This window comes from Curtobacterium sp. MCPF17_050, from assembly GCF_003224435.2.
Lineage (GTDB): Bacteria > Actinomycetota > Actinomycetes > Actinomycetales > Microbacteriaceae > Curtobacterium.
Window position 1 is genome coordinate 2,723,372 of the sequence record NZ_CP126250.1, and the last position, 24,655, is coordinate 2,748,026.

Consider the following 24,655-nt stretch of genomic DNA (forward strand, 5'->3'; position numbering starts at 1 on the left):
TCCGGCGGATCGCGGCCGATCCGCGGGCGCTGCACCGCAGAGTGAGGTGCATGGACACCTGGGACGTCCGCGACACCGTCGGACTCATCGGCCGGAGCTTCCTCTGGATGGCCGCGGTGACCGTCCCTGTCGGCACAGCGGCCGTCCCCGCGATCGTCGCCGTCACCAGTGGCACCGCTCCCGACGCTCTCTCATGGGTGTGGTGGAGCCTCCTGTTCGTCGTCGTCACCGACGCGCTGGCTCTCCTCGGCGCCGTCCTGTCCGCGCCGTTCACGCACCTGCTCGGCCGGGCACTGCAGCGGGTGCGCTCCCGCGCGGTCCACACGGCAGCACACGCAGCACTGGCCGGCGTGCTCGGCGCGGTGACGTCGTCGCTCGCCATGGCGTGGTGGATGTCGGGCGCCGACCCGTCGCTCTCCCTCGGCATCGCGATCGCTGCCGGAGCCGCTGCAGCGATCGCGACGTGGCGTCGGATCGGGCCGCGTCGCGACCGGTCCGTCGACGACACCGACGCCCTCGCCGACGCGCACGCGGTGGTGGTCGACCGATGACGACACGTGTGGACGCGCATCGGAGGCAACCCGACGTCGGCGCGCTGATCGCGATCCTCCTGGTCGTCGCATGGTGTGCCGTCCTCGTCACCACCGGCGCCCTCGGCCCGCAGCGCGACACCCCGCCGTCCCCGTTCGACCAGGCCGGCGGGCAGCTGTCGACAGCGGCGGCCGGCGCCAGCGCGACCCTGCAGGCCCTCGTGTTGATCGGCTCGCTGCCCGTCTCCGTCGTCGCACTGTGGATCTCGGGGCGATCGCTGCGGAGGTGGAGGCAGCCGGTGACGGCCGTCGTCGCGACCGGCGTCTCGAGCCTCGCGACCCTGGTCGGCATCGGTCTCGCGTGGATCGGGTTCGGGACGGTCGCCTTCTCCTCGTGACGCTGTCCGGCGCCGAGCCCGCCCCGGTCCCCCGCTAGCCTCGGCGCATGGCTCCGAGGAACACCGAACTGACGCTGACGACCGCCCGCCTGAGCATCGAGCCGCTCGCGGAACGTGACATCGACGCCTTCACGGAGTACCGACGCGACCCCGATGTGGCTCGGTTCCAGTCGTGGGACACCGACTACTCCCGGGCGGACGCCGAGCGCCTGGTCGCCGACCAGCCCGACGGGCGGCTCCCGTCGTCCGGGTCCTGGCTGCAGCTCGCCGTCCGCGAGACCGGGTCCGACGTGCTCCTCGGCGACCTCGCGCTGCACCGCCTCGAGGAACAGCCGGACACCTTCGAGGTCGGCGTGACCCTGGCACGGTTATCGCAGGGCCGCGGGATTGCAACCGAAGCACTGGCGGCTCTGCTCGACCACCTCTTCGACGACGAGCACGCCCACCGGGTCGTCGCGTTCTGCGATCTGCGCAACGACGCGGTCGCACGGCTGTTGACCCACTCGGGATTCCGACAGGAGTCGAGGCAGGTCGACGCCGACTGGTTCAAGGGCGCGTGGACCACGCTCGACGGCTACGCGCTGCTCGCCCGCGAGCGCAGCGGGGTGGCACGGAGCGGCACCCGCCCCTGAGGGGCGCTGGCCCCGCCTGCCGCACCCGCGCCTCCCGGCCGAGCACCCCGTCTCACGGTGGCCTGCTCCAGCGCGGCCTCCGCGCGCTCCTCACTGCCCGCCGCCAGCCCGCGGTCGATCCGGCCGCGCGACGCCAGCCAGATGCCGACCCCGGCCAGGAAGACCAGGACCTCGGTGCGGGTCAGCGCCCACATGATGCCCGCGAGTCCGAACCACAGGTCGCCGAGCAGGACGATCGGGACGAACAGGATCCCCTGCGCCATCGACAGTGCGATCGCCGGGGTCACGAGTCCGGCGGCCTGGAACAGCGAGGTGAACAGCCCGGTGAACCCGTTCACCACGGTCGCGACGAGCTGGGCGACCAGGACCGTCAGACCGATGGCCGGCACCGATCCGTGAGGTCCCGTGGCTGCGAGGACCCACATGCGCAACCCGTGGTCCCACGGATGTCCCCGGATCGTCCCGATGTGAGACTGCTCCTCCTGCCACCGAACACGATCGAGGGAACCCGATGCCCACCGAACCCCGCGCCACCGCCCTCGGCGGCCCTGTCCGGCACGGGCGGCAGCGCCGCCGTCGTCTCGTCCTGCCGACCATCGGTGGTGCCCTCACGATGGCGCTGCTCCTGACCGGTGGCTACGCGGCGTGGTCGTACGAACAGCTCGACTCGAGTCTCACCAAGGTGCACGTCGCGCAGTCCGCTCCCGACGGCTCCACGGGCGAGGACGCGGCCAACGACGCCGACGGGAAGGCCCAGAACATCCTGCTCATCGGGGACGACCACCGCCCGGCCGATGCCACGCCCCAGGAACTCGCCGAGCTCAGCACCCAGCTCGACGACGGCGCGACCAACACCGACACCATGATCGTGCTGCACATCCCCGCGGACGGTGGCAGCGCGACGATGATCTCGTTCCCCCGCGACTCCTGGGTCCCCATCCCCGGCCACGGCACCTTCAAGCTGAACAGCGCGTTCTCCGACGGAGCCGCGGACGGCGGCGGTGACGCCGGCGGGATGAAGCTCCTCATCCAGACCATCGAGAACACCAGCGGCCTCACCATCGACCACTTCGTGCGGGTGTCGCTCCTGGGCTTCTACCAGCTCGTCAAGGCGCTGGGGCCGATCGACGTCTGTCTGAACCAGGCAGCCCACGACACGAACTCCGGCGTCGACCTGCCCGCGGGACGATCGACCCTGAACGCGTCCCAGGCCCTGTCCTTCGTCCGGCAGCGTGACGGGCTGCCGCGCGGTGACCTGGACCGCGAGGTCCGACAGCAGTACTTCCTCTCCCAGGAGGCCCGGGAGGCGTTGTCGGCGCGCACGCTCCTGAACCCGGTGAAGGTCGCGGACCTGCTGCACGGCGTCGGCGACGCGGTGCAGGTCGACGACACACTGAGCATCCCCGACCTGGTCTCGACGTTCAGCCACATCGACCTGTCCGCCATCCGCTCGACCACGATCCCCACGGCCGGCACCCCGACGATCGACGGGTACGCGACGGTGGCCGTCGACTTCGCCGCCATGCCCGCCTTCATCCAGGACATCGTCGGGCCGCCTGCCGCGTACACCGCGGCGTCGGCAGCTGACCCCTCGACCGTGCACGTCTCCGTCCTGAACGGCGCCGGGACCCCGGGCGGTGCCACGACGGCGTCGAACGCGCTGACCGCGAAGGGGTTCGTCGTCGGAGCGCCCGGCGACGCCCCGAGCACCACCACGACCGTCGTCGAGTACCCCGCGGGAGCGGAAGCGCAGGCGAAAGCGGTCGCAGCGGTCGCGCCCGGCGCCACGCCGGTCGTGTCGACGACGGTGAGCGGGGTGACGCTCGTCCTCGGCACCGACGGGCACACCGTCTCGACACCTGCACCGGCACCGGCTGGCGGAGCGAGCAGCGCGCCGGCAGCAGCACCCTCCGCTGCGAGCCACGCAGCCGAACCCGCACCCGCACCGTCGAAGCCGGTCGGCGACGCGTACGGGGCGAAGGGCACCTGCATCAACTGACCGGCACGGGTCGACGCGGAGGGACCACCGCCTCCCGTCCGGCCGTTCCTCGGCGCCGGCCGTTCCTCGGTGCCGGCCGTTCCTCGGCGCCGGCCGTTCCTGGGTGCCGGGCGTTCCTGGGCTCCGGCCGGGGTCGGCCGGGCAGGATCGGCACCGGCGCGGTAGGAGCCGCGCCGCGTTCGCGACCCGACAGGAGCAGCACCATGGCCGACGGATCCCCCGCCTCCGGGACACCAGCCGACGACAGCGACGCGGTCCTCGTCGTCGGGGCCGGCGGCGTCGTCGGGCGCAGCGTCGTGGAGCACTTCGCCCGCAGTGGTGTCCGCACGCGAGGTGCCAGTCGCCGCGCTCCGCAGGGCCCCGTGTCCGGCTGGGACCACCTGCCCGTCGACCTGTCCGACGCGGACGCAGCGGTCGACGGACTCCGGCTGGCCGCCGACACCACGCGCCTCGCGTTCGCCGCCTACGTGGAGCACGCCGACCTCGCCGAGCAGATCGCCCCGAACGTCGCGCTCCTCGAGAACACGCTCGACGCCCTGGATCGGCTCGATGCACCACTCCGCCACGTCACCCTCTACCAGGGCATGAAGTACTACGGCGCACACCTCGGCCGGTTCAGGACACCGGCGAAGGAGGACGACCCGCGACTCATGGTCCCGAACTTCTACTACGACCAGGAGGACCTGCTCCGCGAGCGCGCGGCGTCCCGAGGGTTCGCGATGACCGTGCTCCGCCCCGAGGCCGTGATCGGGTACGCGCAGGGCACGCCCATGAACCTGCTCATGGCGATCGGGACGTACGTCAGCATGACGAAGGAACTCGGGCTGCCGCTGCGGTTCCCCGGTGCCCGCACCACGTACGACGGCATCTTCTACCAGATGACCGACGCCGAGCTCCTCGCTCGTGCCACCGACTGGGCAGGGACGTCCCCCGTCGCGGCCGGGGAGGCGTTCAACGTCACGAACGGCGACGTGGTGCGCTGGAGCCACCTGTTCGAGCGCCTCGCCGAGCACCACGGCCTCGACCTGGCCGAACCCCAGTCGATGGAGCTCGCGCAGGTGATGCCCTCCCGCGAGGACCTGTGGCAGCGCATGGTGGAGCGCCACGGACTCGTCGCCACCCCGTACGCCGACCTGGTCGACTGGCGGTTCGCGGACATGATCCTCAATTCGACGTGGGACAACGTCTCGTCCCTGATCAAGATCCGGCAGGCAGGGTTCGCGGAGTGCCACGACTCGGCGGACCGGCTCGTCGAGCTGCTGGACGACCTCGGCCGGCGGCGGATCCTGCCCGTTCCCGAGTGAGGCCGGACCGAGCTCACCGGCCCTCGGGGCCTCGACGACGAGGCCCGGCGAGAGCACCAGCGTCATCGACCGCCCCACCGGAACTCGACACGCTTGCCCTGCAGCTACGTCCTGACCCGTCCGTCGGAGAGCGACCGGCTTCACACGGCAGAGGTCAGCGCCGCAGCGATGCGCTCGGCCATCGTGCTCTGCACGATGATCGTGCCACGGGTCGTCTCGACCCGGACCCCTCGACCCGCGGACATCGCGAGCACGCGTGCACCTCGGGAACGTCGGATCCCCACACCGCCGAGGCGTACGGGATCGATCCTCACGACGGTCGCACGCCGTACCTGCGCGAGGTCGTACGCGACCCTGAGGAACGGGAAGAACGAGAACCGGATCGTTCCGCCGGTCAGAGTGATCGTGATCCGCGCGAACACCGCAGACAGCCCGGCCAGGAGACCGACCAGCGTGGCAACGAAGGTTTCGGCGTCGAAGCCGGTGACCGCATTGGTGATGATGATCGCCCCAGCAAGAGCGCCAACCGCACTCCCAAGTGCGCGCACAGCCAGCGGTGCTGGGACTTGATCACGTAACTCGGTAGGCGTGCTTTCGAGTGACAAACCAGTCTCGCTTTCTCGGGAAGATCTCGTCGTAGGTGGCGTTGACAGGAGTCAGATGCAGAAGGAGCGCGGCCGCCATCACCAGTGAGAACGAGGTGATGCCCATGAAGATCGCGATGGCACCGTGGAGGATCAGCCCGAGCACGAGAAGGAAGCGCCGCACTCGGGGAGTCAAGAGCGGTCCTATGGCGAGAGCGAACTCGAGTGCGATGGTCGAGAACGTCGCGAGCGCTGTGATGAGTGGTGCGGTGGTCATTGTCTGGACCATCGGAGCGAGCAGCGGTCCCGGCCCGAAGGTCGGACTGCGGAGCCAGTAGTAGAGGGCAGTTCCGTTCGCCCACTCCGGTACCGCGAGCTTCCCGACGGACGCCTCGAGATAGACGACGAAGATCTGCACCCGGATGAGCGCCCAACCAACGAACGCCAAGCTGCCGCGTACTGAAGCGCACCGATCAGAGGTCCGGTCCGACCACGAGCTTCGGCGCCAGTCGGTGCAGCTGAGCGGGATCAGCAGAAGACCGAGGATCCCGTACAGCTGGTCACCACCATCACCCAACGTCATCGTCACGCTGGCGCTGAGGATGAGGTAGGCGGCGGGTAGGGCCGTGAGCCAGGGAAGGGCTCCGCTGGCGAAGACCAGCAGGACTGACCCGGCCAGTATGCGCGCGGTATCGAGGTGTTGACCGAGGAGGCAGAAGAACGCCCAGCCGTTGTACGCGTCGCAGAGCGGTGCCTCCTGCTGAACAGCGCTGGTCGTGAACAGAACCCATGCAGGATTCGTCAGCAGAGTCAGAGCCATGCCGGCGTAGAGCACACTCCGGGCAACACCGAGCCCCGCTCCCCACGGGTACGCGATCATCGACCCGCCGCGATCAGCCATTCCGGCAACTCACCTCGAGCGCGATCGCCTCACCGACGTAGGTGCGGTCGCGAGACAGATGCCGCCACTCCCAGGGAGTCGGCTTCGTCGCTGCCAGAAGAACGTCGCCGCAGAGCGTGGGATGCGGAAGCGGGTTCACGACGAAGCGCCGTCGCTGATCGCTCACACAACGCGCAACGTCCCCGCCGTGGCACTTCCGCCACGCTCCCCTCGGGATCCCGGCGAGGACGGACGCCATCTCCACCCCTTGCCGACGCCCCTCCCGGCTCAGGCCGCCGAGGAAGCGGAATTGCGCGTTCGAGAGTCCCGCGACCTGGATCCACCGGCCGCCATGCTGGACGTACGCGGTCGGGGTCGCGGAGCGAGCGGGTTTCGTGAAGAAGGCCCATCCCTGCGGAGCGACCCGGGAGAGCACCGCTCCGACGTCCCCCTGTCCGGGCAACTGCACGGCAGCGGTCCCGCCAAGCCGATCGGCCAGTGAGTAGCTCGCGAACACAACCGCGAGCAAGAGACCACAGACCGTTACAGCCGGAGAAGCTCTCCAACTACGGCCTCGTTCACCGGCCACGGAACGCTTCGATCGCCTTGGCGGTCAGCAGAGCTTTGAGAGCCCGCCCGGTCGATCCTGTGGCTCGTCGGATCGCGTTCTCGCCGGCGATCTTCGTCGACCCCACGGCCACAGTCGACGCGAGTGCCAGGACGCCGACGCCCACAGCCGCGACCGTGACCACGAGCACCGCGCCAGCGACCACCCAGACCAGCACGCCGCAATCTGTTCCGATCTCACCGGGTACGTACGTCGACGCGGAGGGTGAGGCATGCGCCCGCAGCCGCTGCAACGTCGGCGTGCGTGGCACTTCCGCTCCGAGCTCCGACATCGCCGCCTGAACAGCGATCGGATCACTCGCTTGCAAGTCTCTCATCAGGGCCGCCGTCTGCCCTGGCACCCGTTGCTCCAACTCCGAGACCACAGAATGAGCGACCGCGGCGGCATCGGGGTCGGCCAAGGCTTCCCGAAGGGCGGAGGACTGCTCAGTCGAGAGCGGCCCGAGCGCCCCACGGCGAAGCAAGTCCTCGCCGAAGTCGCCCTGCATGAAGAGCAGCCCCTCGAGCACTTCTGTTTCCGACCAGGCCGGAGCAGTTGTCGAAGCAACAGCGGGAGCATCGTGAACGGGAGGCGCTACAAGTGCCGTCACACCCGTGCTGAGAGCCCCGACGACCACAGCAGCGGTTCCCAGGTGAGCAAGTCCGGAATGCAGTCTCATGCCGCTAACATATTAGTACCTGGTCACTTGTCAAGGTCACGATGCATGCCTGCGTCAGCAGAGACGTCTCCGACCCACTCGGCCGTGTACCGCTGACACCGACCTCGCAGACGGTCATTTCTTCGACCGACAACCGGTACCAGCACCGGCGACTGCCGATCAGCGACCGCGTCGAGAGGTCCCTGTCCCGGCGAGACCGACGCTGCAGGGGCTGCCTCAGCCGCTTCCATCGCGCTACGCTCCGCACGTGGGGAGTCGGGGCATCTACGTCGAGATGGTCATCGACGCGCCACTCGAGCGGGTCTGGGACGCCACGCAGGACCCGGAACAGCATGTCCGGTGGGACGTCCGCTTCTCGGAGATCCTGCCCGAGCCCGCCGACCACGAGGGCGTGACGCGGTTCACCTACGTCCGCGAGTCCGCTCTGCATGATGTGCACGGCACCGGCGTCAGCCTCGGCGAGCGCCGCCGACCCGACGGCTCGCGCACGTCCGCCCTCCGCTTCGCGACCGTCGACCGCCTCTCCCCGATCCGCTCCGGCCGGGGCTACTGGCGGTACGTCCCCACCACGGACGGACGGACACGCTTCCTCACCGGGTACGACTACGACTCCGGCTGGGGCGTCCTCGACGTCCTCGTGCGGCCGCTCCTCGGCTGGGCGACCGCCTGGAGCTTCGACCGTCTCCGCATCTGGCTCGAGGGCGGGCCCGAACCGGAGGCCTGGCCGCTCACGAGCGCCCTGCAGGTCTGGCGGCCGGACCGGCCACGGGCCTCCAGGACGCTCCGCGCGCCCGTCGGCGGCAGCCGACGCGACGACCACCTGCAGGATGCGCCAGCCACCGTGGCGGCCCTGCCCGAGCCAGGAGGCCCGGCATGACGTCCGTCTTCGAGGAAGCGCTGGGTGCCGACTTCCGTCGCCTGCACCCGATGATGCAGCGCCGCTTCGGTGTCGGCCTCGACGCCGCGGAGGCCTGTGTTGGCCGGGGCAGGATGACCATCCGCCGCGGGCCGTGGTGGACCGTGCCGTTCCTGCAGATCGGGCGGCTGCGGAACATCCTCGTGCCCGACGTCGGCACCGACGTGCCGTTCACGATCGAGAACTACCCCTACCGGGACGCCCTCGGGCGGGAGACGGTGACGTTCGTCCGCACCTACGCCACCCGCCCCGGCCGACCGGCACGGTTCGACGCGACGATGGTCCTGTCGGAGGGCCGCGTCCTCGACTACCTCGGGACGCACCAGCACCTCGCGGTCGACCTCGACCTGCGGGTGGACGAGCGCGGCGGGCTCGTGCTGACCTCCGACGAGCAACGCTTCCACGAGGGGCCGGTCTCGTTCCGCTTCCCGATGCTGTTCAGCGGCCGCGCGGCCCTGCATGAATGGTGGTCGGAGGACGACGGCGCCTTCCACGTCGACCTCGCGGTGCGCAACCGGGTGTTCGGCTTCCTGTTCGGCTACCGCGGCACGTTCACGTGCGAGTGGGTGCCAGCGAGCGATGCCCCCGAGCGGTTGAAGCCGCGGCGGACGGAAGCGCGGACCTGACGCCTGGAGCGATCCGGTGGGTGGTCAGGCGGGTGGTCCGGCGGTCTGCCTACCCGAGCGGCTCCACGCCGTAGCTGGTGACCACGGCCCGCAGCTCCTCCAGGTACGTCTGCGCCTGCACGGTGAGCGGGACCGAGGCGTGCGCGATCCACCCGATCTCGATGCGTTCGTCGACGTCGAGGGGGATGGCGACGATCTCGGGGTCGAGGTCGTCACTGATGAGTCCCGTCGAGATCGTGTACCCGCCGAGGCCGATCATGAGGTTGAAGATCGTCGCACGGTCCGAGACGCGGATCTCCCGCTTGCTCGACATCGTCGACAGGATCTCCTCCGCCAGGTAGAAGGAGTTGTTCGCGCCCTGGTCGAACGTGAGCCGAGGGAGCTCCGCGAGGTCGGCGAGGGTCGCCCGCTCCTGGGACGCCAACGGGTTCCGCCGGGCGACGAAGATGTGCGGCTGCGCGACGAACAGCGGCGTGAACACGACCCCGGCGTCCCGCATCAGCTTGCCGAGGACCTGCCGGTTGAAGTCGTTGCGGTAGAGGATGCCCACCTCACTGCGCAGCGTGCGGACGTCCTCGATGATGTCCCACGTGCGGGTCTCCCGGAGCGAGAACTCGTACTCCTCCGCGTCGGCCCCCTCGACCATGCGGACGAAGGCCTCGACCGCGAACGAGTAGTGCTGCGCCGACACCCCGAGCAGTCGGCGTGACGCCTGCCGCCCGACGTAGCGCTGCTCGAGGAGGGAGACCTGCTCGACGACCTGTCGCGCGTACCCGAGGAACTCGACGCCGTCGACGGTGAGCACGACACCGCGCGCGGATCGGGTGAACAGCGGTCGGCCGATCCGTGTCTCGAGGTCCTTCATCGCGGCCGACATCGTCGGCTGCGAGACGTAGAGCAGGTCGGCGGCGGCACTGATCGATCCTTCGGACGCGACCTCGATGAAGTACCGGAGTTGCTGCAGGGTGATGTCGTTCGAGACGCGCGCCATAGCCGCAGGCTATACCCGCGCATAGTGATTCCGGATTACCTGATGACCCGTGCCCCGCGTCATGATCGAGCAACACCTCCCATAGTGCCGCCAGGCGCTCGACGTACGGACTGCCGACCATGGCGAACGACCTCACCTTCAGCATCACCAGGACCCGCTTCGACGAGGACTACTCCCCCGCGGAGAGCTCCCGGCTGACCACGAACTTCGCCAACCTGGCACGCGGCGAGCGCCGCCAGCAGAACCTCCGCAACGCGCTCGCCATGATCAACGCGCGCTGCAACGACCTCACGGGCGAAGCGGGCAACGCCGACGGCGGTCGGTACCGCCTCGAACTCGACATCGTCTCGGTCACGCTGCACTTCGAGGACGGCGGTCGCGCCGAGCAGTTCCCGCTGATCGAGGTGCTCGACGTCGCGATCCTCGATCAGCACACCGGGGAACGGCACCAGGGGATCCCGGGCAACAACTTCTCCTCGTACCTCCGGGACTACGACTTCGCGGTCCTGCTGCCGTCCCTGGACAAGAGCGTCGGCATCCCCGACGACTTCGGCCAGCTCCACGGGGCGCTGTTCCAGCGGTTCCTGGAGTCGGACGCGTACCGCGACCACTTCGCCGCCGAGCCCGTCGTCTGCATCAGCGTCTCCACGAGCCAGACGTACCGGCAGACGGGGTACGTCCACCCCGTGCTCGGCGCCGAGTACGAGCACGAGCACTCCTCGCTCACGGACGACTACTTCGGCCGGATGGGCATGCAGGTCCGCTACTTCATGCCGCCGGGTGCGAAGGCGCCGCTCGCGTTCTACACGCGCGGTGACCTCACCGGCGACTACTCGGACCTCCAGCTCATCGGCACGATCAGCACCATGGAGACGTTCCAGAAGATCTACCGACCGGAGATCTACAACGCGAACACGGTCGCCCCGAGCACGTACCGCCCGACCCTCGAACACACGGACTTCTCGACGCCTCCCGTCACGTACGACCGGGAGGAGCGCAGCCGCCTCGGAGTCACACAGGGGCGGTACACGGAGGAGCACCTCGTCCAGCCGCACCGAGCACTCCTCGAGCGCTGGGCCTCCAGTCACACCGCTCTGACGCACTGACCTTCTGGCCCGCTGGACCCCTGCCCCGCCGCCCGCCTGCCCCACCGACCGACAGGAACCACCCGCGCATGACCACCCTCCTGCCCACCGCGATCGTCGGCAGCCTGCCGAAGCCGTCCTGGCTCGCCGAGCCCGAGCGGCTCTGGTCCCCCTGGCTCCTGCAGGGCGACGCACTGACCGAGGGCAAGCAGGACGCGCTCCGGTCCGCCGTCCACGAGCAGGAGCACCGCGGCATCGACATCGTCAGCGACGGTGAGCAGACCCGGCAGCACTTCGTGACGACGTTCATCGAGCACCTCGACGGCATCGACCAGGAGCGCAAGGAGACCGTCCGCATCCGCGACCGGTACGACGCCGCCGTGCCGACCGTCATCGGTGCTGTGAGCCGTCCCTCCCCGGTGTTCGTCGACGACGCGAAGTTCCTCCGGGCCCAGACCGACCGCCCGATCAAGTGGGCGCTCCCCGGCCCGATGACCATGATCGACACCCTCTCCGACCAGCACTACAAGAGCCGCGAGAAGCTGGCGTGGGAGTTCGCCACGATCCTCAACCAGGAGGCTCGGGAGCTGCAGGACGCCGGCGTCGATGTCATCCAGTTCGACGAGCCCGCCTTCACCGTCTTCCACGACGAGGTGCAGGACTGGGGCGTCGCCGCACTCGAGCGCGCTGCCGAGGGCCTGCACGCCGAGACCGCCGTGCACATCTGTTACGGCTACGGCATCGAGGCGAACAACCGGTGGAAGGAGACGCTCGGCGCCGAGTGGCGCCAGTACGAGCAGTCCTTCCCGCTCCTGCAGCAGTCGTCGATCGACATCGTCTCGCTGGAGTGCATCCACTCGCACGTGCCGCTCGAACTCGTCGAGCTCATCCGCGGGAAGAAGGTCATGCTCGGAGCGATCGACGTCGCGACCGAGACCGTCGAGACGCCGGACGAAGTCGCCGCGGTCCTGCGTCGGGCGCTCGAGTTCGTCGACGCTGACAAGCTCATCCCGAGCACCAACTGCGGGATGGCCCCGCTGGCACGCGGCGCAGCGCTGGACAAGCTCGGCGCGTTGACAGCGGGAGCGGACATCGTCCGAGCCGAGCTCGCCAACGTCGCCGTGCCGGCAGCGCGCTAGTTGTACCCGGCCGCACACACCTTGTCCGCCGTAGAAGCGAACGCCGTCCGGAAGCACTACGGACTGTCCCCCACCGGCAGCGCGACCGGCGACGTGGGCGACCCGCACGAGAACCTCAACCAGGCCGGTACCGGTCCTGCGGGCGCAGACGACACCGAGGGCGCGGGCACGACGCCGCCGGCGTGAGCGGATCTGGAGCGACGACGTTCGCGTCCCGTCCCTTCGGAGACCACGCTGAAACATTGCCGTTCCCCTCCTGGAACACTACCGTCGTCGGTATGGACGGAGCGATGGTGTTCTCGATGGCACTCGAGGTCGGCGCAGCCGCCCTCGTCACCTGGTTGACCTGGAGGGCCGCCAGCGGATCGCTGCCACGGAACAGCCTCGCCGGCGTCAGGACGTCTGTCACCCTGTCAAGCGACGCGGCTTGGCGGATCGGCCATCGCGCGGCGCTGCGTCCGACGATCATCTCCGGGATCGCCACGGTGTCGTGGTGCACCGTCAGCATCGGTGTCGCGCCACTCCGCACTCCGATCGCCGTGCTCGTGGCCGCGGGCCTCCTCGTCGGCGGTGCGCTCCTGTCCATCCCGGCCGCCCACCGCGCCGTACGTCGATCGTTGCATGAGTCATGATCCGACCGACTCGCAAGAGCGGATCCCGTCGACAGCCTGATGTCCGTGACACCGCGGCCGCGTGCCCTCGTCACGCTCGGAGGCGTCGCGGCCACGGCGGGCGCGATCGCATTGTTCGGTGTCGTGCCAGCAGGCATGCTGACACTCGCCACCCTCTAGTTCGCAGCCTCCGGCCCTGGCGTCATCGGCATGCCCCTCCCCGCGTCGGGTATCACCGACGTCGACCCGAAGGCAGTCCGCCGACACCGAGAGGACACCCGGAAACCACCATCAGCGAGGCCGTGGCAGCTGTCCTCCGCCGGTGAGTGTGGTCCCGTCAACGCTCATCCAGTTGGGCATGAGGAACGCCCCGCCGGCCGAAGCCAGCGGGGCGCCCCCACGAGTCAGACCAGGATCAGAAGTCCCAGTCCTCGTCCTCCGTGTTCACGGCCTTGCCGATGACGTACGACGACCCCGACCCCGAGAAGAAGTCGTGGTTCTCGTCCGCGTTCGGCGACAGGGCGGACAGGATCGCCGGGTTCACGTCGGTGATGTTCTTCGGGAACATCGCCTCGTAGCCCAGGTTCATCAGCGCCTTGTTGGCGTTGTAGTGCAGGAACTTCTTGACGTCCTCGGTCAGCCCGACCTCGTCGTAGAGGTCCTGCGTGTACTGCGCCTCGTTGTCGTAGAGCTCGTAGAGCAGCGAGAACGTGTAGTCCTTGAGCTCGTCGCGCTCCTGCTGCGTGACGCGCTCCAGGCCCTTCTGGAACTTGTAGCCGATGTAGTACCCGTGCACGGCTTCGTCGCGGATGATGAGTCGGATCAGGTCGGCGGTGTTCGTGAGCTTCGCGCGGCTGGACCAGTGCATCGGCAGGTAGAAGCCGGAGTAGAACAGGAACGACTCGAGCAGCGTCGACGCGATCTTGCGCTTCAGCGGGTTGTCGCCCTGGTAGTAGTCCATCACGATGGACGCCTTCTTCTGCAGGTTCGGGTTCTCCTCGGACCAGCGGAAGGCCTCGTCGATCTCCGGCGTCGATGCGAGGGTCGAGAAGATCGACGAGTACGACTTCGCGTGCACCGACTCCATGAACGCGATGTTCGTGTAGACGGCTTCCTCGTGCGGGGTGATCGCGTCCGGGATGAGCGAGACGGCGCCGACGGTGCCCTGGATGGTGTCCAGGAGCGTCAGGCCGGTGAACACGCGCATGGTCAGCTTCTGCTCGGCCGGCGTGAGCGTGTTCCACGACTGCACGTCGTTCGACAGCGGCACCTTCTCGGGCAGCCAGAAGTTGTTGACGAGACGGTTCCAGACCTCGACGTCCTTGTCGTCCTGGATTCGGTTCCAGTTGATTGCCTGGACCCGATCGATGAGCTTGAGCTTCTCGACCAACGTGTGTTCCTCGTTCAGCAGTAGATGGTGACCAGTGATGCGGACTGGAGGCGCGGTGCGGGATGGCACCGCGCCTCCAGTCCGGTGGGCAGTCGCGTCAGCGACCGGCCGCTACAGCATGCAGCTGACGCAGCCCTCGACCTCGGTGCCCTCGAGCGCGAGCTGGCGGAGACGGATGTAGTAGATCGTCTTGATGCCCTTGCGCCATGCGTAGATCTGCGCCTTGTTGATGTCGCGCGTGGTTGCGGTGTCCTTGAAGAACAGCGTCAGCGACAGGCCCTGGTCGACGTGCTGGGTGGCAGCGGCGTAGGTGTCGATGATCTTCTCGGGGCCGATCTCGTACGCGTCCTGGTAGTAGTCCAGGTTGTCGTTCGTCATGAACGGCGCCGGGTAGTAGACGCGGCCGAGCTTGCCTTCCTTGCGGATCTCGATCTTCGACGCGATCGGGTGGATCGACGACGTCGAGTGGTTGATGTACGAGATCGAACCGGTCGGCGGGACGGCCTGCAGGTTCTGGTTGTAGATGCCGTGCTGCTGGATGGACGCCTTCAGCGCCTTCCAGTCGTCCTGCGTCGGGATGGTGATGTTCGCGTTGTCGAACAGCGACGCGACGCGGGGGGTGGCCGGCGTCCAGACCTGGTCGGTGTACTTGTCGAAGAACTCACCCGACGCGTACTTCGAGTCGCGGAAGCCGTCGAAGGTCTCCCCGGTCTCGATCGCGATGTTGTTCGAGGCGCGCAGGGCGTGGAACAGCACCGTGTAGAAGTAGATGTTCGTGAAGTCGATGCCCTCTTCGGAGCCGTAGTACACGCGCTCACGAGCGAGGTAGCCGTGCAGGTTCATCTGGCCGAGGCCGATGGCGTGCGACTTGTCGTTGCCGTCCTCGACCGAGCGGACCGACGAGATGTGCGACATCTGCGAGACCGAGGTCAGGCCGCGGATGGCGGTCTCGATGGTCTTGCCGAAGTCCGGCGAGTCCATCGTCAGCGCGATGTTCAGCGAGCCGAGGTTGCAGGAGATGTCCTTGCCGATCTCCTTGTAGGACAGGTCCTCGTTGAAGGTGGTCGGGGTGTTGACCTGCAGGATCTCCGAGCACAGGTTGGACATGTTGATCCGACCCTTGATCGGGTTCGCCTTGTTCACCGTGTCCTCGAACACGATGTACGGGTAGCCCGACTCGAACTGGATCTCGGCGATGGTCGTGAAGAAGTCACGCGCCTTGATCTTCGTCTTCTTGATACGCGAGTCGTCGACCATCGCGCGGTAGTTCTCGGAGATCGGGACGTCACCGAACGGAATGCCGTAGACCTTCTCGACGTCGTACGGCGAGAACAGGTACATGTCCTCGTTGTTCTTCGCGAGCTCGAACGTGATGTCCGGCACGACGACACCGAGCGACAGCGTCTTGATGCGGATCTTCTCGTCAGCGTTCTCGCGCTTGGTGTCGAGGAACTTCATGATGTCCGGGTGGTGCGCCGACAGGTAGACGGCACCGGCACCCTGACGCGCTCCGAGCTGGTTCGCGTAGGAGAAGGAGTCTTCCAGCAGCTTCATCACGGGGATGATGCCCGAGGACTGGTTCTCGATCTGCTTGATCGGGGCGCCGGCTTCGCGGATGTTGGAGAGCAGCAGGGCCACGCCGCCGCCACGCTTCGAGAGCTGCAGCGAGGAGTTGATACCGCGCGAGATCGACTCCATGTTGTCCTCGATGCGGAGGAGGAAGCAGGAGACGAGTTCACCGCGCTGGGCCTTCGCGGTGTTGAGGAACGTCGGGGTGGCGGGCTGGAAGCGGCCGGCGATGATCTCCTCGACGAGGTCGATCGCGAGCTGCTCGTTGCCCTGCGCCAGGCCGAGCGCGGTCATCACGACACGGTCCTCGAAGCGCTCGAGGTAGCGCTTGCCGTCGAACGTCTTGAGCGTGTAGCTCGTGTAGTACTTGAACGCGCCGAGGAACGTCTGGAACCGGAACTTCTTCGAGTACGCCAGGTCGTTGAGCTTCTGGATGAACTCGAGCGAGTACTGGTCGATCGTCGCCTGCTCGTAGTACTCGTTCTCGACCAGGTAGTCCAGCCGTTCCTTCAGGTTGTGGAAGAAGACGGTGTTCTGGTTGACGTGCTGCAGGAAGAACTGCTTGGCCGCCTCACGATCCTTGTCGAACTGGATGTTCCCGTCCGCGTCGTAGAGGTTGAGCATCGCGTTGAGGGAGTGGTAGTCCATCCCCGTCTGCGGCGACGTCAGATCGACGTCTGCAACTGCTGCGTCCAAAATGCTTCCAATCCTGAGTTGACCGCCGACACGTCGTCAGGGGTCCCGAAGAGTTCGAATCTGTAGAGAACGGGCACGTGGCACTTCTGTGCGATCACGTCGCCCGCGAGACCGTAGGCCTCGCCGAAGTTCGTGTTGCCGGCGGCGATCACGCCCCGGATCAGTGCCCGGTTGTGTTCGTCGTTGAGGAACTTGATGACCTGCTTGGGGACCGCTCCGTGGCCGTTGCCGCCGCCGTAGGTGGGCAGGACGAGCACGTACGGGCCGTCCGCGTGGAGGAACGGCTCGCTCGGGAGGAGCGGGATCCGGTCGGCGTCCTGGCCGAGCTTCTCCACGAACCGGGCGGTGTTGCCCGAGACACTCGAGAAGTAGACGAGGCGGCTCATGGTGCGCTCCCTGGCGAGGTGCGGACTGCGGACCGGAGGGGTGTGGCGGGGGCGGGACGAGCCTCCAGGCTGTCTGCCCGCCACCGGGCGACGCGGGCCGGACGGCCCGCGCGGCGTCAGGCCAGTTCGGCGCTGAGGGTGGCGATCTTGTCGGGGCGGAAGCCCGACCAGTGGTCGTCGTCGGTCACGACGACGGGGGCCTGCATGTAGCCGAGGCTCTTGACGTGCTCGAGTGCGGCTTCGTCCGTGGAGACGTCGTGCACCTCGTACTGGATGCCCTTGTTGTCGAGGGCGCGGTACGTCGCAGTGCACTGGACGCAGGACGGCTTGGTGTACACGGTGACGGCCATGATCTCCCCTGGTTCTGGGCCCGGTGGGGGCCCGACGTTCTGGTGCTGTGTTGTGGACGACGCTACTACATGTAGTGCCCGATGGCCGGTTGGACCACTAGAGGAAGTGTTACACCCCTGTAGTTCTCCACAACGCCCTCCACAGACTGTGGATTCCCGCGAGGCCCGGTTTTCCGCCACTCTCGCACCCACCACCGACACTTCCCACACCCCGTTGAGGGGCCCTCTCCACGGGTGTGGAAACCGTCGGACGCACCTGCCACTCGGCGTGTCTGAGAACGCTGCGCGGACAGCCACCGATCGTCCTTCCCCCGGACAGGGGACACGGTCCTCCACAGCCCCTGCGGGGCGGTCCGTCCGGTCCGTACACTCGTCACGTGAGCGCGTACGGGTCCCTGTTGAAGACGCCCGGTGTCGGCCGGGTCATCGCCGCGCAGCTGACCGCTCGCTTCCCGTTCGGCATGCTGTCGCTGGCCTACCTGCTGCACGTCGAGCACATCTTCCACTCCTACGGCGCCGCCGGACTCGTGCTCGCGACCACCAGCGTCGGACAGGCCCTCGCCGGGCCGCTGACGAGCCGGTGGATGGGCAGCTGGGGCATGCGCCCCGTCCTGGTCCTCACGAGCATCGTGGCGTTCGTCACCATGGGCGTCATCGCCTTCTTCGTGATGCCGCTCTGGGCGTACGTGGTCATCGGGTTCGTCGGCGGCCTGGCCGTCCCGCCCGTGCAGCCCGCGGTGCGCACCATCTACCCGAAGATGGTGACGTCGAAGCAGCTCACCCCGCTCTTCTCCCTCGACGCCAGTGCGCAGGAGCTCATCTGGGTCGCCGGCCCGGTCATCACGACGTTCGTCGCGACGCAGATCGGCACGGTCGAGGCGATCGTCGTCGCGATGGCGTTCCTGCTCGTCGGCGGCGCGTGGTTCATCGCCTCCCCCGAGCTCGGCCGCGTCCGGATCCCCCGCTCGAAGCGCGCCTTCGGTGTCGTCATGAAGCGTCCGTCGGTCGTCGTGGCGACCCTGACCGGTCTGCTCCTGATCGGGGCGTGCGCCGCGGTCGAGGCCAGCGTCACGAGCGTCTTCGGCGAGGGCAGCCCGAACGCCGGCATCGTCCTCGCGGTCTTCGCCATCGGGTCGCTCATCGGCGGCCTCGCGCTCGGCCACCGCCCGATCTCGAAGAACACGCTCTGGTTGCGGATGACGATCGTCTTCGTCGGCCTGGTCCTCGCCGTGGGCAACCCGACGTTCTGGTGGCTCTGCATCGCCCTCGTCATCGCCGGCGCCGGCATCGCGCCTGCCCTCGCGGTCATGTTCGGGTCGGTGTCGGCGACGGTCAAGTTCTCCGACACCGCCGAGGCGTACGGCTGGATGGGCACCGGTCAGCTCATCGGTGCCGCTGGTGGGTCCGCGGTCGCGGGCTTCCTCATCGACAGCAACGGCCCGAGCGGCGGGCTCATGGTCGGTGCGGTGATGGCCGCGGCCGGCGTCGTGCTGCCGCTGGCGATGCGGAGCTGGCTGCCCGACCTCCGCGGTCGCGACGTCAGCCCCATCCCGGACACCGAGCCGGTCAGGATCCCCAGCTGACCTCGGTGGCGGCGCCTCTGCACAGCGCCGCTCGAGATGCCGGTCCGGGAGGCCCGGGGCGGCAGGATGGGGGCATGGTCACCACGATCCCCCTCCGCGACGGCCGGAGCATCCCCGCCGTCGGCTTCGGCGTCTACAAGGTCGACGACGCGGAGGCCGAGACGGCCGTCGGCCTGGCGCTCGACGCCGGGTACCGCCACGTCGACACCGCCGAGATGTACGGGAACGAGCGCGGCGTCGGGAAGGCGATCCGGGCCTCCCGGCTCGACCGCGACGAGGTGTTCGTGACCACCAAGGTGTGGAACGACCACCAGGGGCGTGACGCGACCCTGCGCGCCTTCGACGCCAGCCTCGACCGACTGGGACTCGACGCCGTCGACCTGTACCTCATCCACTGGCCCGCCGCGGCGAACGACCGCTACGTCGAGACGTGGCGCACGCTCGTCGAGCTGCGCGAGTCCGGCCGCGCGCGGAGCGTGGGGGTGTCGAACTTCCAGGTCCCCCACCTCGAGCGGATCATCGCCGAGACCGGCGAGGTGCCGGCACTCAACCAGGTCGAGCGGCACCCGTGGTTGCCACAGCGCGAGCTCATCGCCTTCCACGCGCAGCACGACATCGTCACCGGGGCGTGGTCGCCTCTCGGCCGTGGACGCCTCGTCGAGGACCCGGTCCTCACCGGCATCGCCGCCGCGTACGGGGTGAGCGTCGCCCAGGTGCTCGTGCGGTGGAACGTGCAGCAGGGCATCGTCGTCCTGCCGAAGTCGGTCACGCCGGCGCGCATCCGGTCGAACCTCGACGTCGACGGGTTCGTGCTGGGCGACGAGGAACTCGCCGCCATCGCCGGCCTCGAGTCCGGGCAGCGGACGGGCTCCCACCCGGACTCGGTGTCCTGAGGGACGGACCCGGGTCCTGACGGGCCGGCTCACATCCTGAGGGACCGGCCGATGGTCAGCCCTGGCGGTCCTCCTCGGACTGCCACGGCAGGTTGAGGTCGCCCGGCTCCGGCTCGACGTCACCGGCGTCGTCGGCGCCACCGGTCCCCGGAGCAGCGACGACCCGCGACGGGTCGATGCCGTCCTCGCGCAGGTCGTCGTCGTCACGCTGCTCGGTCTGGGACGCGTCCATCTCCCGCTCACTCGAGGGGCTGTACGAGGTGTCGGCGGCCCGCTGTTCGCTGCCGCTGACACCGTCGACGTCGCCGCTGTGCGCGGCCGAGGTCAGGGCGTCCGAGCGGTCCCGGTCGTCGGAGTGCTCGGGGCCTGCGATGTCGTTGCTCATGGTGGTTCCTCCCGTTTCCCCGAACGGTAGGCGGCGGAGGGTGGCCGGCTCCCAGGGCGTCGGCCCGATCGGGGCACAACGGCGCCGTGCCCGCGTCGGTACCGTCGAAGGGTGATCGGTCCTCGTGCCCTGGCTTCCGACGAGCTCCGCCCCGGCGAGCACCTGCTGTGGGTGGGGCAGAGCGAGCCGGGCCGCCTGTTCGGCGGGCGTGACGCCTTCCTCGTGCCGTTCAGCCTCCTGTGGGGCGGCTTCGCGATCTCCTGGGAGGTCGGCGTCCTCACCAGCGGAGCGCCGTGGTTCTTCGCCCTGTTCGGCAGCGTCTTCGCCCTCATCGGGCTGCATCTGATCGTGGGCCGGTTCTTCGTGAAGCGCCACCGGAAGCGCACGGAGGCCTTCGCCGTGACAGACAAGCGGGCCTTCATCACGAACGGCCGCAGCAGCCGCGAGACCGATGTCCGACGGATGGACCGGAGCATCACCTGGACGCGCGGTCGTACCCACTGCTCGGTCGAATGGGGCGGATCGGGCGGCGGCCTGTTCTCCGGTGGCGGCGTGCAGCACGTGTACGCGAACACCGGGATGGACGGCTTGTTCGGCCCCCGTCAAATGGCGTTCTTCGACGTCGCCGACGGCACGGCCATGGTCCAGGCGCTCGATGACGCAGCAGGACGCTGAGGGCGGGAGCGACGCCCTCGTCGCCGCACTCCGCCAGGTGAGCGGCCGCTGACCCGCGATCCGGTCGCGCCCCGCGGCGGACGACGCGCCCCGTCGCGACAGGGTGCGATGAGCGCAGCTGGGCGCGACCCCGGCGCCGTCCCCCGCCGACGGCCGGGAGGCACACCCCGCCCGACAGGTCCGTTACGCTCGTCGGGCACTCGCCACCACCAGGAGGTCCCACCGTGACGATCGTCGCCGCCGCAGACGGCTCAGCCCTCGGCAACCCCGGCCCGGCCGGCTGGGCCTGGTACGTGGACGACGACCGGTGGGCAGCCGGCGGATGGCCCCGCGGAACGAACAACCAGGGCGAACTGACCGCGGTCCTGCAGCTGCTCCGTGCGACCAAGGACACCGGCGAACCCCTGCACATCCTCTGCGACAGCCAGTACGCCATCAAGGCCTGCACCGAGTGGCTCGCCGGGTGGAAGCGGAAGGGCTGGCGGAAGGCCGACGGCAAGCCCGTGCTGAACGTCGAGATCATCAAGGAGCTCGACGCCGAGCTGCAGGGCCGCAAGGTCACCTTCGAGTGGGTCCGGGGACACATGGGCCACGAGATGAACGAGGCCGCCGACGTCCGGGCCCGGGGCGCCGCGACCGCGTACCAGAACCGCACCGAGGTGCCGACGGGGCCGGGCTGGCCGGGCGTCGACGTCCCGGAGCCGGAAGCGCTGCCCGAGGCCGTCCCGCCCGCGACGCTCTTCTGAGCCGAGCACGCAGCCGCACACACCACCCGGGCACACGACGAGGGCGGGACCGACCGGTCCCGCCCTCGTCGTTCGCGCTTGCGGTGTCAGTAGGTGCCGTCGCGGCGGTCCTGCCGCGTGATCTGCTCACCGGAGGTCGGGTCGACCCCGGAACGGGTCGTGGTGGTGGTCCGACGCCCGCCGAAGCCGACCGCCAGGCTGATGATGAGCAGGATGACCCCCGCTGCGATGAGGATGTAGCCGATGAGCTTCAGGTCGATGCCCGCGACCTGGAAGTCGACCGCGAACGCGACGATTGCGCCGATCACGATCAGGGCGATGCTGGAGCCGATACGCATGGGCGTTCCTTCCGTGGGAACCCCGACCGTACCGGACGGTGCCCGCTCGTGTTCCGCCCTCGGTCGATCCGCCCTCGGTCGATCCACCCTCAGTCGACGTCGACCTCGGCCCACCCGTCGAACCGGCCGATCTCGGTGACCCGGACGACGGCCTCCCCCGCCTCGTCGGACGCGTCGAGGTCGATCGTGGCGGAGAAGCCGAAGTCCTTGTCGCCCTCCGGGTCGGCGAAGATCTGCCGTGCGCGCCAGGTCCGGCCTTCCTCGGTGAGGACGAGGTACTGCATGGACCGGGCCTCGGCGTCGATGCCGACGGTGTCGTGCTCGTCGTAGTACTCCTCGAGCACGGTGTCCCACGCGGACCGGTCGAACCCCTGCTGCGCGTCGAGTTCACCGAGCCCGTCGATGTCGTCGCGAGCGGCGAGCAGCACGCGCTGGAACAGGGCGTTCCGCACGAGCACCCGGAAGGCCCGCACGTTGCCGGTGAGGCGGGCGGGCTGCGGCGGGGCGATCTCCTCGTGTTCGGCCTCGGCGAGCGCGATGTCCCCGTTCAGCAGGGCCTCCCACTCGTCGACGAGCGAGGAGTCGACCTGGCGCACGAGTTCGCCGAGCCACTCGATGACGTCGTCGAGCTCCTGCGTCCGGTGCTCGTCGGCGATGGTCTGCCGCATGGTCCGGTACGCGTCCGACAGGTACCGGAGGACGAGCCCTTCGGACCGGGTGAGCTGGTAGTACCGCACGTAGTCACCGAAGGTCATCGCCCGCTCGTACATGTCGCGGACCACGGACTTCGGCGAGAGGGTGAAGTCGAGCACCCAGGGCTGCTCGTCCGCGTAGCTCTCGTACGCGGCGGTCAGGAGCTCGTCGAGCGGCTTCGGCCAGGTCACTTCTTCGAGCAGCTCCATGCGCTCCTCGTACTCGATGCCCTCCTGCTTCATCCGGGCGACCGCTTCCCCACGCTCCTTGAACTGCTGCTGCGACAGGATCGCGCGCGGGTCGTCGAGGGTCGCCTCGACGATGGAGACCATGTCGAGCGCGAAGGTCGGGGAGTCGGGGTCGAGCAGCTCGAAGGCGGCGAGTGCGAAGGGTGACAGCGGCTGGTTCAGCGCGAAGTTCGCCTGCAGGTCGACGGTGAGGCGGTAGCGCCCGTCGACCTTCTCGATCACCCGCGCGTTGATCAGGGTCCGGGCGATGGTGAGCGCCCGCCTGGCCATCGCGAGCTGACGCGCTCGGGGTTCGTGGTTGTCGAACACCAGAGAGCGGACGTCCTGGAACGCGTCTCCCCCGCGCGCGACGACGGAGAGCACCATCGCGTGCGTGATGCGCATGCGCGACACCATCGGCTCGGGCTCGGCGGCGATCAGGCGCTCGAAGGACGCCTGGCCCCAGGACACGAAGCCCTCGGGCGCCTTCTTCCGCTTGATCTTGTTCTTCTTCTTCGGGTCGTCCCCGGCCTTGGCGACGGCCCGCGCGTTCTCGATGTCGTGCTCGGGGGCCTCCGCCACGACGTCGCCCTCGGTGTCGTAGCCGGCGCGACCGGCACGGCCGGCGATCTGGTGGAACTCGCGCGCGGAGAGCTGCCGCATCTTCGTGCCGTCGAACTTCGTCAGCCCGGTGAAGAGCACCGCTCGGATGGGGACGTTGATGCCGACGCCCAGGGTGTCGGTCCCGCAGATCACGGGCAGGAGCCCGCGTTGCGCGAGCTGTTCGACGAGCCGCCGGTACTTCGGCAGCATGCCAGCGTGGTGCACCCCGATGCCGGCACGGATGAGCCGGGACAGCGTCTGCCCGAACCCGGCGCTGAAGCGGAAGCCGGCGATGGCCTCCGCGATCTCGTCGCGGCGCTCCCGGCTGGCGACCTTGGCGGACATGAGCGACTGCGCCCGTTCGAGCGCCGCTGCCTGGGCGAAGTGGACGATGTAGACCGGCGCCTTGCGCTCTTCGAGCAGGCGCTCCACCGTCTCCTGCACGGGCGTCATGACGTACTCGTACGCGAGCGGGACGGGCCGCGAGACGCCGGTCACCCGTGCGGTGGCGCGGCCGGTCCGTCGGGAGAGGTCGTCCGCGATCGTGGTGACGTCGCCGAGGGTCGCCGACATGAGCAGGAACTGCGCCCGCTCGAGCACGAGCAGCGGCACCTGCCACGCCCACCCGCGGTCGGCGTCGCCGTAGAAGTGGAACTCGTCCATCACGACGACGTCCACGTCGGCGTCGGGGCCCTGGCGGAGCGCGAGGTTCGCGAGGATCTCTGCGGTGCAGCAGACGATCGGGGCATCCGCGTTGACGGCCGAGTCGCCCGTGACCATGCCGACGTTCTGCGCGCCGAACAGGTCGACGAGCTGGAAGAACTTCTCCGAGACGAGCGCCTTGATCGGTGCCGTGTAGTAGCTCCGCTTGCCCTCGGCGAGCGCGGCGAAGTGCGCGCCGGCCGCGACGAGCGACTTGCCGGTGCCGGTCGGGGTGCTCAGGACGACGTTGGCGCCGGAGACGAGTTCGATGAGCGCTTCGTCCTGCGCCGGGTAGAGCGGGCGACCGCCGGAAGCGGCCCACTCCGCGAAGGCGAGGTAGACGGCGTCGGGATCGACGACACCGCCCTCTGCCGCCGGCAGTGCGGCGACGAGCGGAGGGACGGTGGTGACATCGGTCATGTCCCCATCCTCCCAGCA

28 protein-coding genes are annotated in these 24,655 nt (G+C 68.8%); 15 read left to right on the plus strand and 13 right to left on the minus strand.

Going from position 1 to position 24,655, the window contains the following annotated elements; translation table 11 throughout:
* Window positions 1-50 precede the first annotated feature (50 nt).
* From DEJ34_RS12975 to DEJ34_RS12985, 3 genes are read left to right on the plus strand one after another with little or no spacing between them, the layout of a single operon-like run.
* Window positions 51-551 carry a hypothetical protein gene (locus DEJ34_RS12975; protein WP_110901548.1) on the plus strand — a complete coding sequence of 167 codons (501 nt, stop codon included), beginning with the start codon at window positions 51-53 and terminating at the stop codon, window positions 549-551.
* Window positions 548-928 (plus strand): hypothetical protein, encoded by a 381-nt coding sequence (locus DEJ34_RS12980; RefSeq protein ID WP_146234155.1) that lies wholly within the window; start codon window positions 548-550, stop codon window positions 926-928. The genes DEJ34_RS12975 and DEJ34_RS12980 overlap by 4 nt, the downstream gene beginning before the upstream one ends.
* 47 nt (window positions 929-975) lie before the next feature.
* Window positions 976-1,560: a GNAT family N-acetyltransferase gene (locus DEJ34_RS12985; RefSeq protein ID WP_110901546.1), complete on the plus strand. Its 585-nt coding sequence runs from the start codon at window positions 976-978 to the stop codon at window positions 1,558-1,560.
* On the opposite strand, the gene DEJ34_RS12990 is transcribed toward DEJ34_RS12985, so the two are convergent.
* Window positions 1,503-1,985, minus strand: coding sequence for a hypothetical protein (locus DEJ34_RS12990; protein ID WP_110901545.1), 483 nt, complete (start codon window positions 1,983-1,985; stop codon window positions 1,503-1,505). The genes DEJ34_RS12985 and DEJ34_RS12990 overlap by 58 nt on opposite strands.
* An 86-nt stretch (window positions 1,986-2,071) precedes the next feature.
* Here DEJ34_RS12990 and DEJ34_RS12995 point away from each other — a divergent pair, with 86 nt between their 5' ends.
* Window positions 2,072-3,559, plus strand: coding sequence for an LCP family protein (locus tag DEJ34_RS12995; RefSeq protein ID WP_110901544.1), 1,488 nt, complete (start codon window positions 2,072-2,074; stop codon window positions 3,557-3,559).
* A 203-nt stretch (window positions 3,560-3,762) separates the two neighbouring features.
* Window positions 3,763-4,863 carry an SDR family oxidoreductase gene (locus DEJ34_RS13000; RefSeq protein ID WP_110911033.1) on the plus strand — a complete coding sequence of 367 codons (1,101 nt, stop codon included), beginning with the start codon at window positions 3,763-3,765 and terminating at the stop codon, window positions 4,861-4,863.
* A 140-nt stretch (window positions 4,864-5,003) separates the two neighbouring features.
* Here DEJ34_RS13000 and DEJ34_RS13005 read toward each other — a convergent pair whose 3' ends face one another.
* The 4 genes from DEJ34_RS13005 to DEJ34_RS13015 are packed head-to-tail and all read right to left on the minus strand — an operon-like array spanning window position 5,004 to window position 7,463.
* Window positions 5,004-5,411: a hypothetical protein gene (locus tag DEJ34_RS13005; RefSeq protein WP_110901542.1), complete on the minus strand. Its 408-nt coding sequence runs from the start codon at window positions 5,409-5,411 to the stop codon at window positions 5,004-5,006.
* 22 nt (window positions 5,412-5,433) lie between these two features.
* On the minus strand, window positions 5,434-6,348 hold the full coding sequence (locus tag DEJ34_RS13010) for a sporulation-delaying protein SdpB family protein (protein WP_110901541.1): 915 nt from the start codon (window positions 6,346-6,348) through the stop codon (window positions 5,434-5,436).
* Window positions 6,341-6,916, minus strand: coding sequence for an SdpA family antimicrobial peptide system protein (locus DEJ34_RS15760; RefSeq protein WP_110901540.1), 576 nt, complete (start codon window positions 6,914-6,916; stop codon window positions 6,341-6,343). Before DEJ34_RS15760 ends, DEJ34_RS13010 begins: the two co-directional genes overlap by 8 nt.
* Window positions 6,906-7,463 (minus strand): sporulation delaying protein family toxin, encoded by a 558-nt coding sequence (locus DEJ34_RS13015; RefSeq protein ID WP_110901539.1) that lies wholly within the window; start codon window positions 7,461-7,463, stop codon window positions 6,906-6,908. The genes DEJ34_RS15760 and DEJ34_RS13015 overlap by 11 nt, the downstream gene beginning before the upstream one ends.
* Window positions 7,464-7,860: 397 nt before the next feature.
* On the opposite strand from DEJ34_RS13015, the gene DEJ34_RS13020 reads away from it, so the two are divergent.
* Window positions 7,861-8,490, plus strand: coding sequence for an SRPBCC family protein (locus DEJ34_RS13020; protein ID WP_258368276.1), 630 nt, complete (start codon window positions 7,861-7,863; stop codon window positions 8,488-8,490).
* Window positions 8,487-9,155, plus strand: coding sequence for a DUF4166 domain-containing protein (locus tag DEJ34_RS13025; protein WP_110901537.1), 669 nt, complete (start codon window positions 8,487-8,489; stop codon window positions 9,153-9,155). The genes DEJ34_RS13020 and DEJ34_RS13025 overlap by 4 nt, the downstream gene beginning before the upstream one ends.
* A gap of 49 nt (window positions 9,156-9,204) precedes the next feature.
* On the opposite strand, the gene DEJ34_RS13030 is transcribed toward DEJ34_RS13025, so the two are convergent.
* Window positions 9,205-10,146, minus strand: coding sequence for a LysR family transcriptional regulator (locus tag DEJ34_RS13030; RefSeq protein ID WP_110901536.1), 942 nt, complete (start codon window positions 10,144-10,146; stop codon window positions 9,205-9,207).
* Window positions 10,147-10,265: 119 nt separating this feature from the next.
* On the opposite strand from DEJ34_RS13030, the gene DEJ34_RS13035 reads away from it, so the two are divergent.
* The 4 genes from DEJ34_RS13035 (at window position 10,266) to DEJ34_RS13050 (ending at window position 13,002) form a co-directional block, all read left to right on the plus strand.
* Window positions 10,266-11,252: a putative oxygenase MesX gene (locus tag DEJ34_RS13035; protein WP_110911034.1), complete on the plus strand. Its 987-nt coding sequence runs from the start codon at window positions 10,266-10,268 to the stop codon at window positions 11,250-11,252.
* A gap of 68 nt (window positions 11,253-11,320) precedes the next feature.
* Window positions 11,321-12,370 (plus strand): methionine synthase, encoded by a 1,050-nt coding sequence (locus tag DEJ34_RS13040; protein WP_110901534.1) that lies wholly within the window; start codon window positions 11,321-11,323, stop codon window positions 12,368-12,370.
* A 21-nt stretch (window positions 12,371-12,391) separates the two neighbouring features.
* The gene (locus tag DEJ34_RS13045) at window positions 12,392-12,556 is read left to right on the plus strand and encodes a hypothetical protein (protein WP_181420670.1); all 165 of its coding nucleotides are present in this window, start codon (window positions 12,392-12,394) and stop codon (window positions 12,554-12,556) included.
* A gap of 92 nt (window positions 12,557-12,648) precedes the next feature.
* On the plus strand, window positions 12,649-13,002 hold the full coding sequence (locus tag DEJ34_RS13050) for an SdpI family protein (RefSeq protein ID WP_110901532.1): 354 nt from the start codon (window positions 12,649-12,651) through the stop codon (window positions 13,000-13,002).
* Window positions 13,003-13,396: 394 nt separating this feature from the next.
* On the opposite strand, the gene nrdF is transcribed toward DEJ34_RS13050, so the two are convergent.
* The 4 genes from nrdF to nrdH form a co-directional block, all read right to left on the minus strand.
* Window positions 13,397-14,371: a class 1b ribonucleoside-diphosphate reductase subunit beta gene (nrdF, locus tag DEJ34_RS13055; RefSeq protein ID WP_110825849.1), complete on the minus strand. Its 975-nt coding sequence runs from the start codon at window positions 14,369-14,371 to the stop codon at window positions 13,397-13,399.
* A 111-nt stretch (window positions 14,372-14,482) separates the two neighbouring features.
* Complete coding sequence (nrdE, locus tag DEJ34_RS13060) at window positions 14,483-16,588, minus strand: class 1b ribonucleoside-diphosphate reductase subunit alpha (RefSeq protein ID WP_110911035.1); 2,106 nt, start codon at window positions 16,586-16,588, stop codon at window positions 14,483-14,485.
* Between the two features lie 17 nt (window positions 16,589-16,605).
* Window positions 16,606-17,022, minus strand: coding sequence for a class Ib ribonucleoside-diphosphate reductase assembly flavoprotein NrdI (nrdI, locus tag DEJ34_RS13065; protein WP_110825847.1), 417 nt, complete (start codon window positions 17,020-17,022; stop codon window positions 16,606-16,608).
* 116 nt (window positions 17,023-17,138) lie between these two features.
* The gene (gene nrdH / locus DEJ34_RS13070; RefSeq protein WP_058769310.1) at window positions 17,139-17,372 is read right to left on the minus strand and encodes a glutaredoxin-like protein NrdH; all 234 of its coding nucleotides are present in this window, start codon (window positions 17,370-17,372) and stop codon (window positions 17,139-17,141) included.
* Between the two features lie 377 nt (window positions 17,373-17,749).
* On the opposite strand from nrdH, the gene DEJ34_RS13075 reads away from it, so the two are divergent.
* Both DEJ34_RS13075 and DEJ34_RS13080 read left to right on the plus strand, forming a co-directional pair.
* Window positions 17,750-18,955 carry an MFS transporter gene (locus DEJ34_RS13075; RefSeq protein ID WP_110901531.1) on the plus strand — a complete coding sequence of 402 codons (1,206 nt, stop codon included), beginning with the start codon at window positions 17,750-17,752 and terminating at the stop codon, window positions 18,953-18,955.
* Between the two features lie 74 nt (window positions 18,956-19,029).
* Window positions 19,030-19,848 carry an aldo/keto reductase gene (locus DEJ34_RS13080; protein ID WP_110901530.1) on the plus strand — a complete coding sequence of 273 codons (819 nt, stop codon included), beginning with the start codon at window positions 19,030-19,032 and terminating at the stop codon, window positions 19,846-19,848.
* Between the two features lie 55 nt (window positions 19,849-19,903).
* Here the strand turns inward: DEJ34_RS13080 and DEJ34_RS13085 are convergent, their stop codons facing one another.
* Window positions 19,904-20,233 (minus strand): hypothetical protein, encoded by a 330-nt coding sequence (locus DEJ34_RS13085; RefSeq protein WP_110901529.1) that lies wholly within the window; start codon window positions 20,231-20,233, stop codon window positions 19,904-19,906.
* A gap of 111 nt (window positions 20,234-20,344) precedes the next feature.
* On the opposite strand from DEJ34_RS13085, the gene DEJ34_RS13090 reads away from it, so the two are divergent.
* Together DEJ34_RS13090 and DEJ34_RS13095 are read left to right on the plus strand one after the other, a co-directional pair.
* Window positions 20,345-20,908: a hypothetical protein gene (locus DEJ34_RS13090; RefSeq protein WP_110901528.1), complete on the plus strand. Its 564-nt coding sequence runs from the start codon at window positions 20,345-20,347 to the stop codon at window positions 20,906-20,908.
* Window positions 20,909-21,132: 224 nt separating this feature from the next.
* On the plus strand, window positions 21,133-21,654 hold the full coding sequence (locus tag DEJ34_RS13095; RefSeq protein WP_110825842.1) for a ribonuclease H family protein: 522 nt from the start codon (window positions 21,133-21,135) through the stop codon (window positions 21,652-21,654).
* An 86-nt stretch (window positions 21,655-21,740) separates the two neighbouring features.
* Here DEJ34_RS13095 and DEJ34_RS13100 read toward each other — a convergent pair whose 3' ends face one another.
* Window positions 21,741-21,992 (minus strand): DUF6458 family protein, encoded by a 252-nt coding sequence (locus tag DEJ34_RS13100; protein ID WP_110901527.1) that lies wholly within the window; start codon window positions 21,990-21,992, stop codon window positions 21,741-21,743.
* Between the two features lie 89 nt (window positions 21,993-22,081).
* On the minus strand, window positions 22,082-24,637 hold the full coding sequence (locus tag DEJ34_RS13105; RefSeq protein ID WP_110911036.1) for a DEAD/DEAH box helicase: 2,556 nt from the start codon (window positions 24,635-24,637) through the stop codon (window positions 22,082-22,084).
* Between the last annotated feature and the right edge of the window lie 18 nt (window positions 24,638-24,655).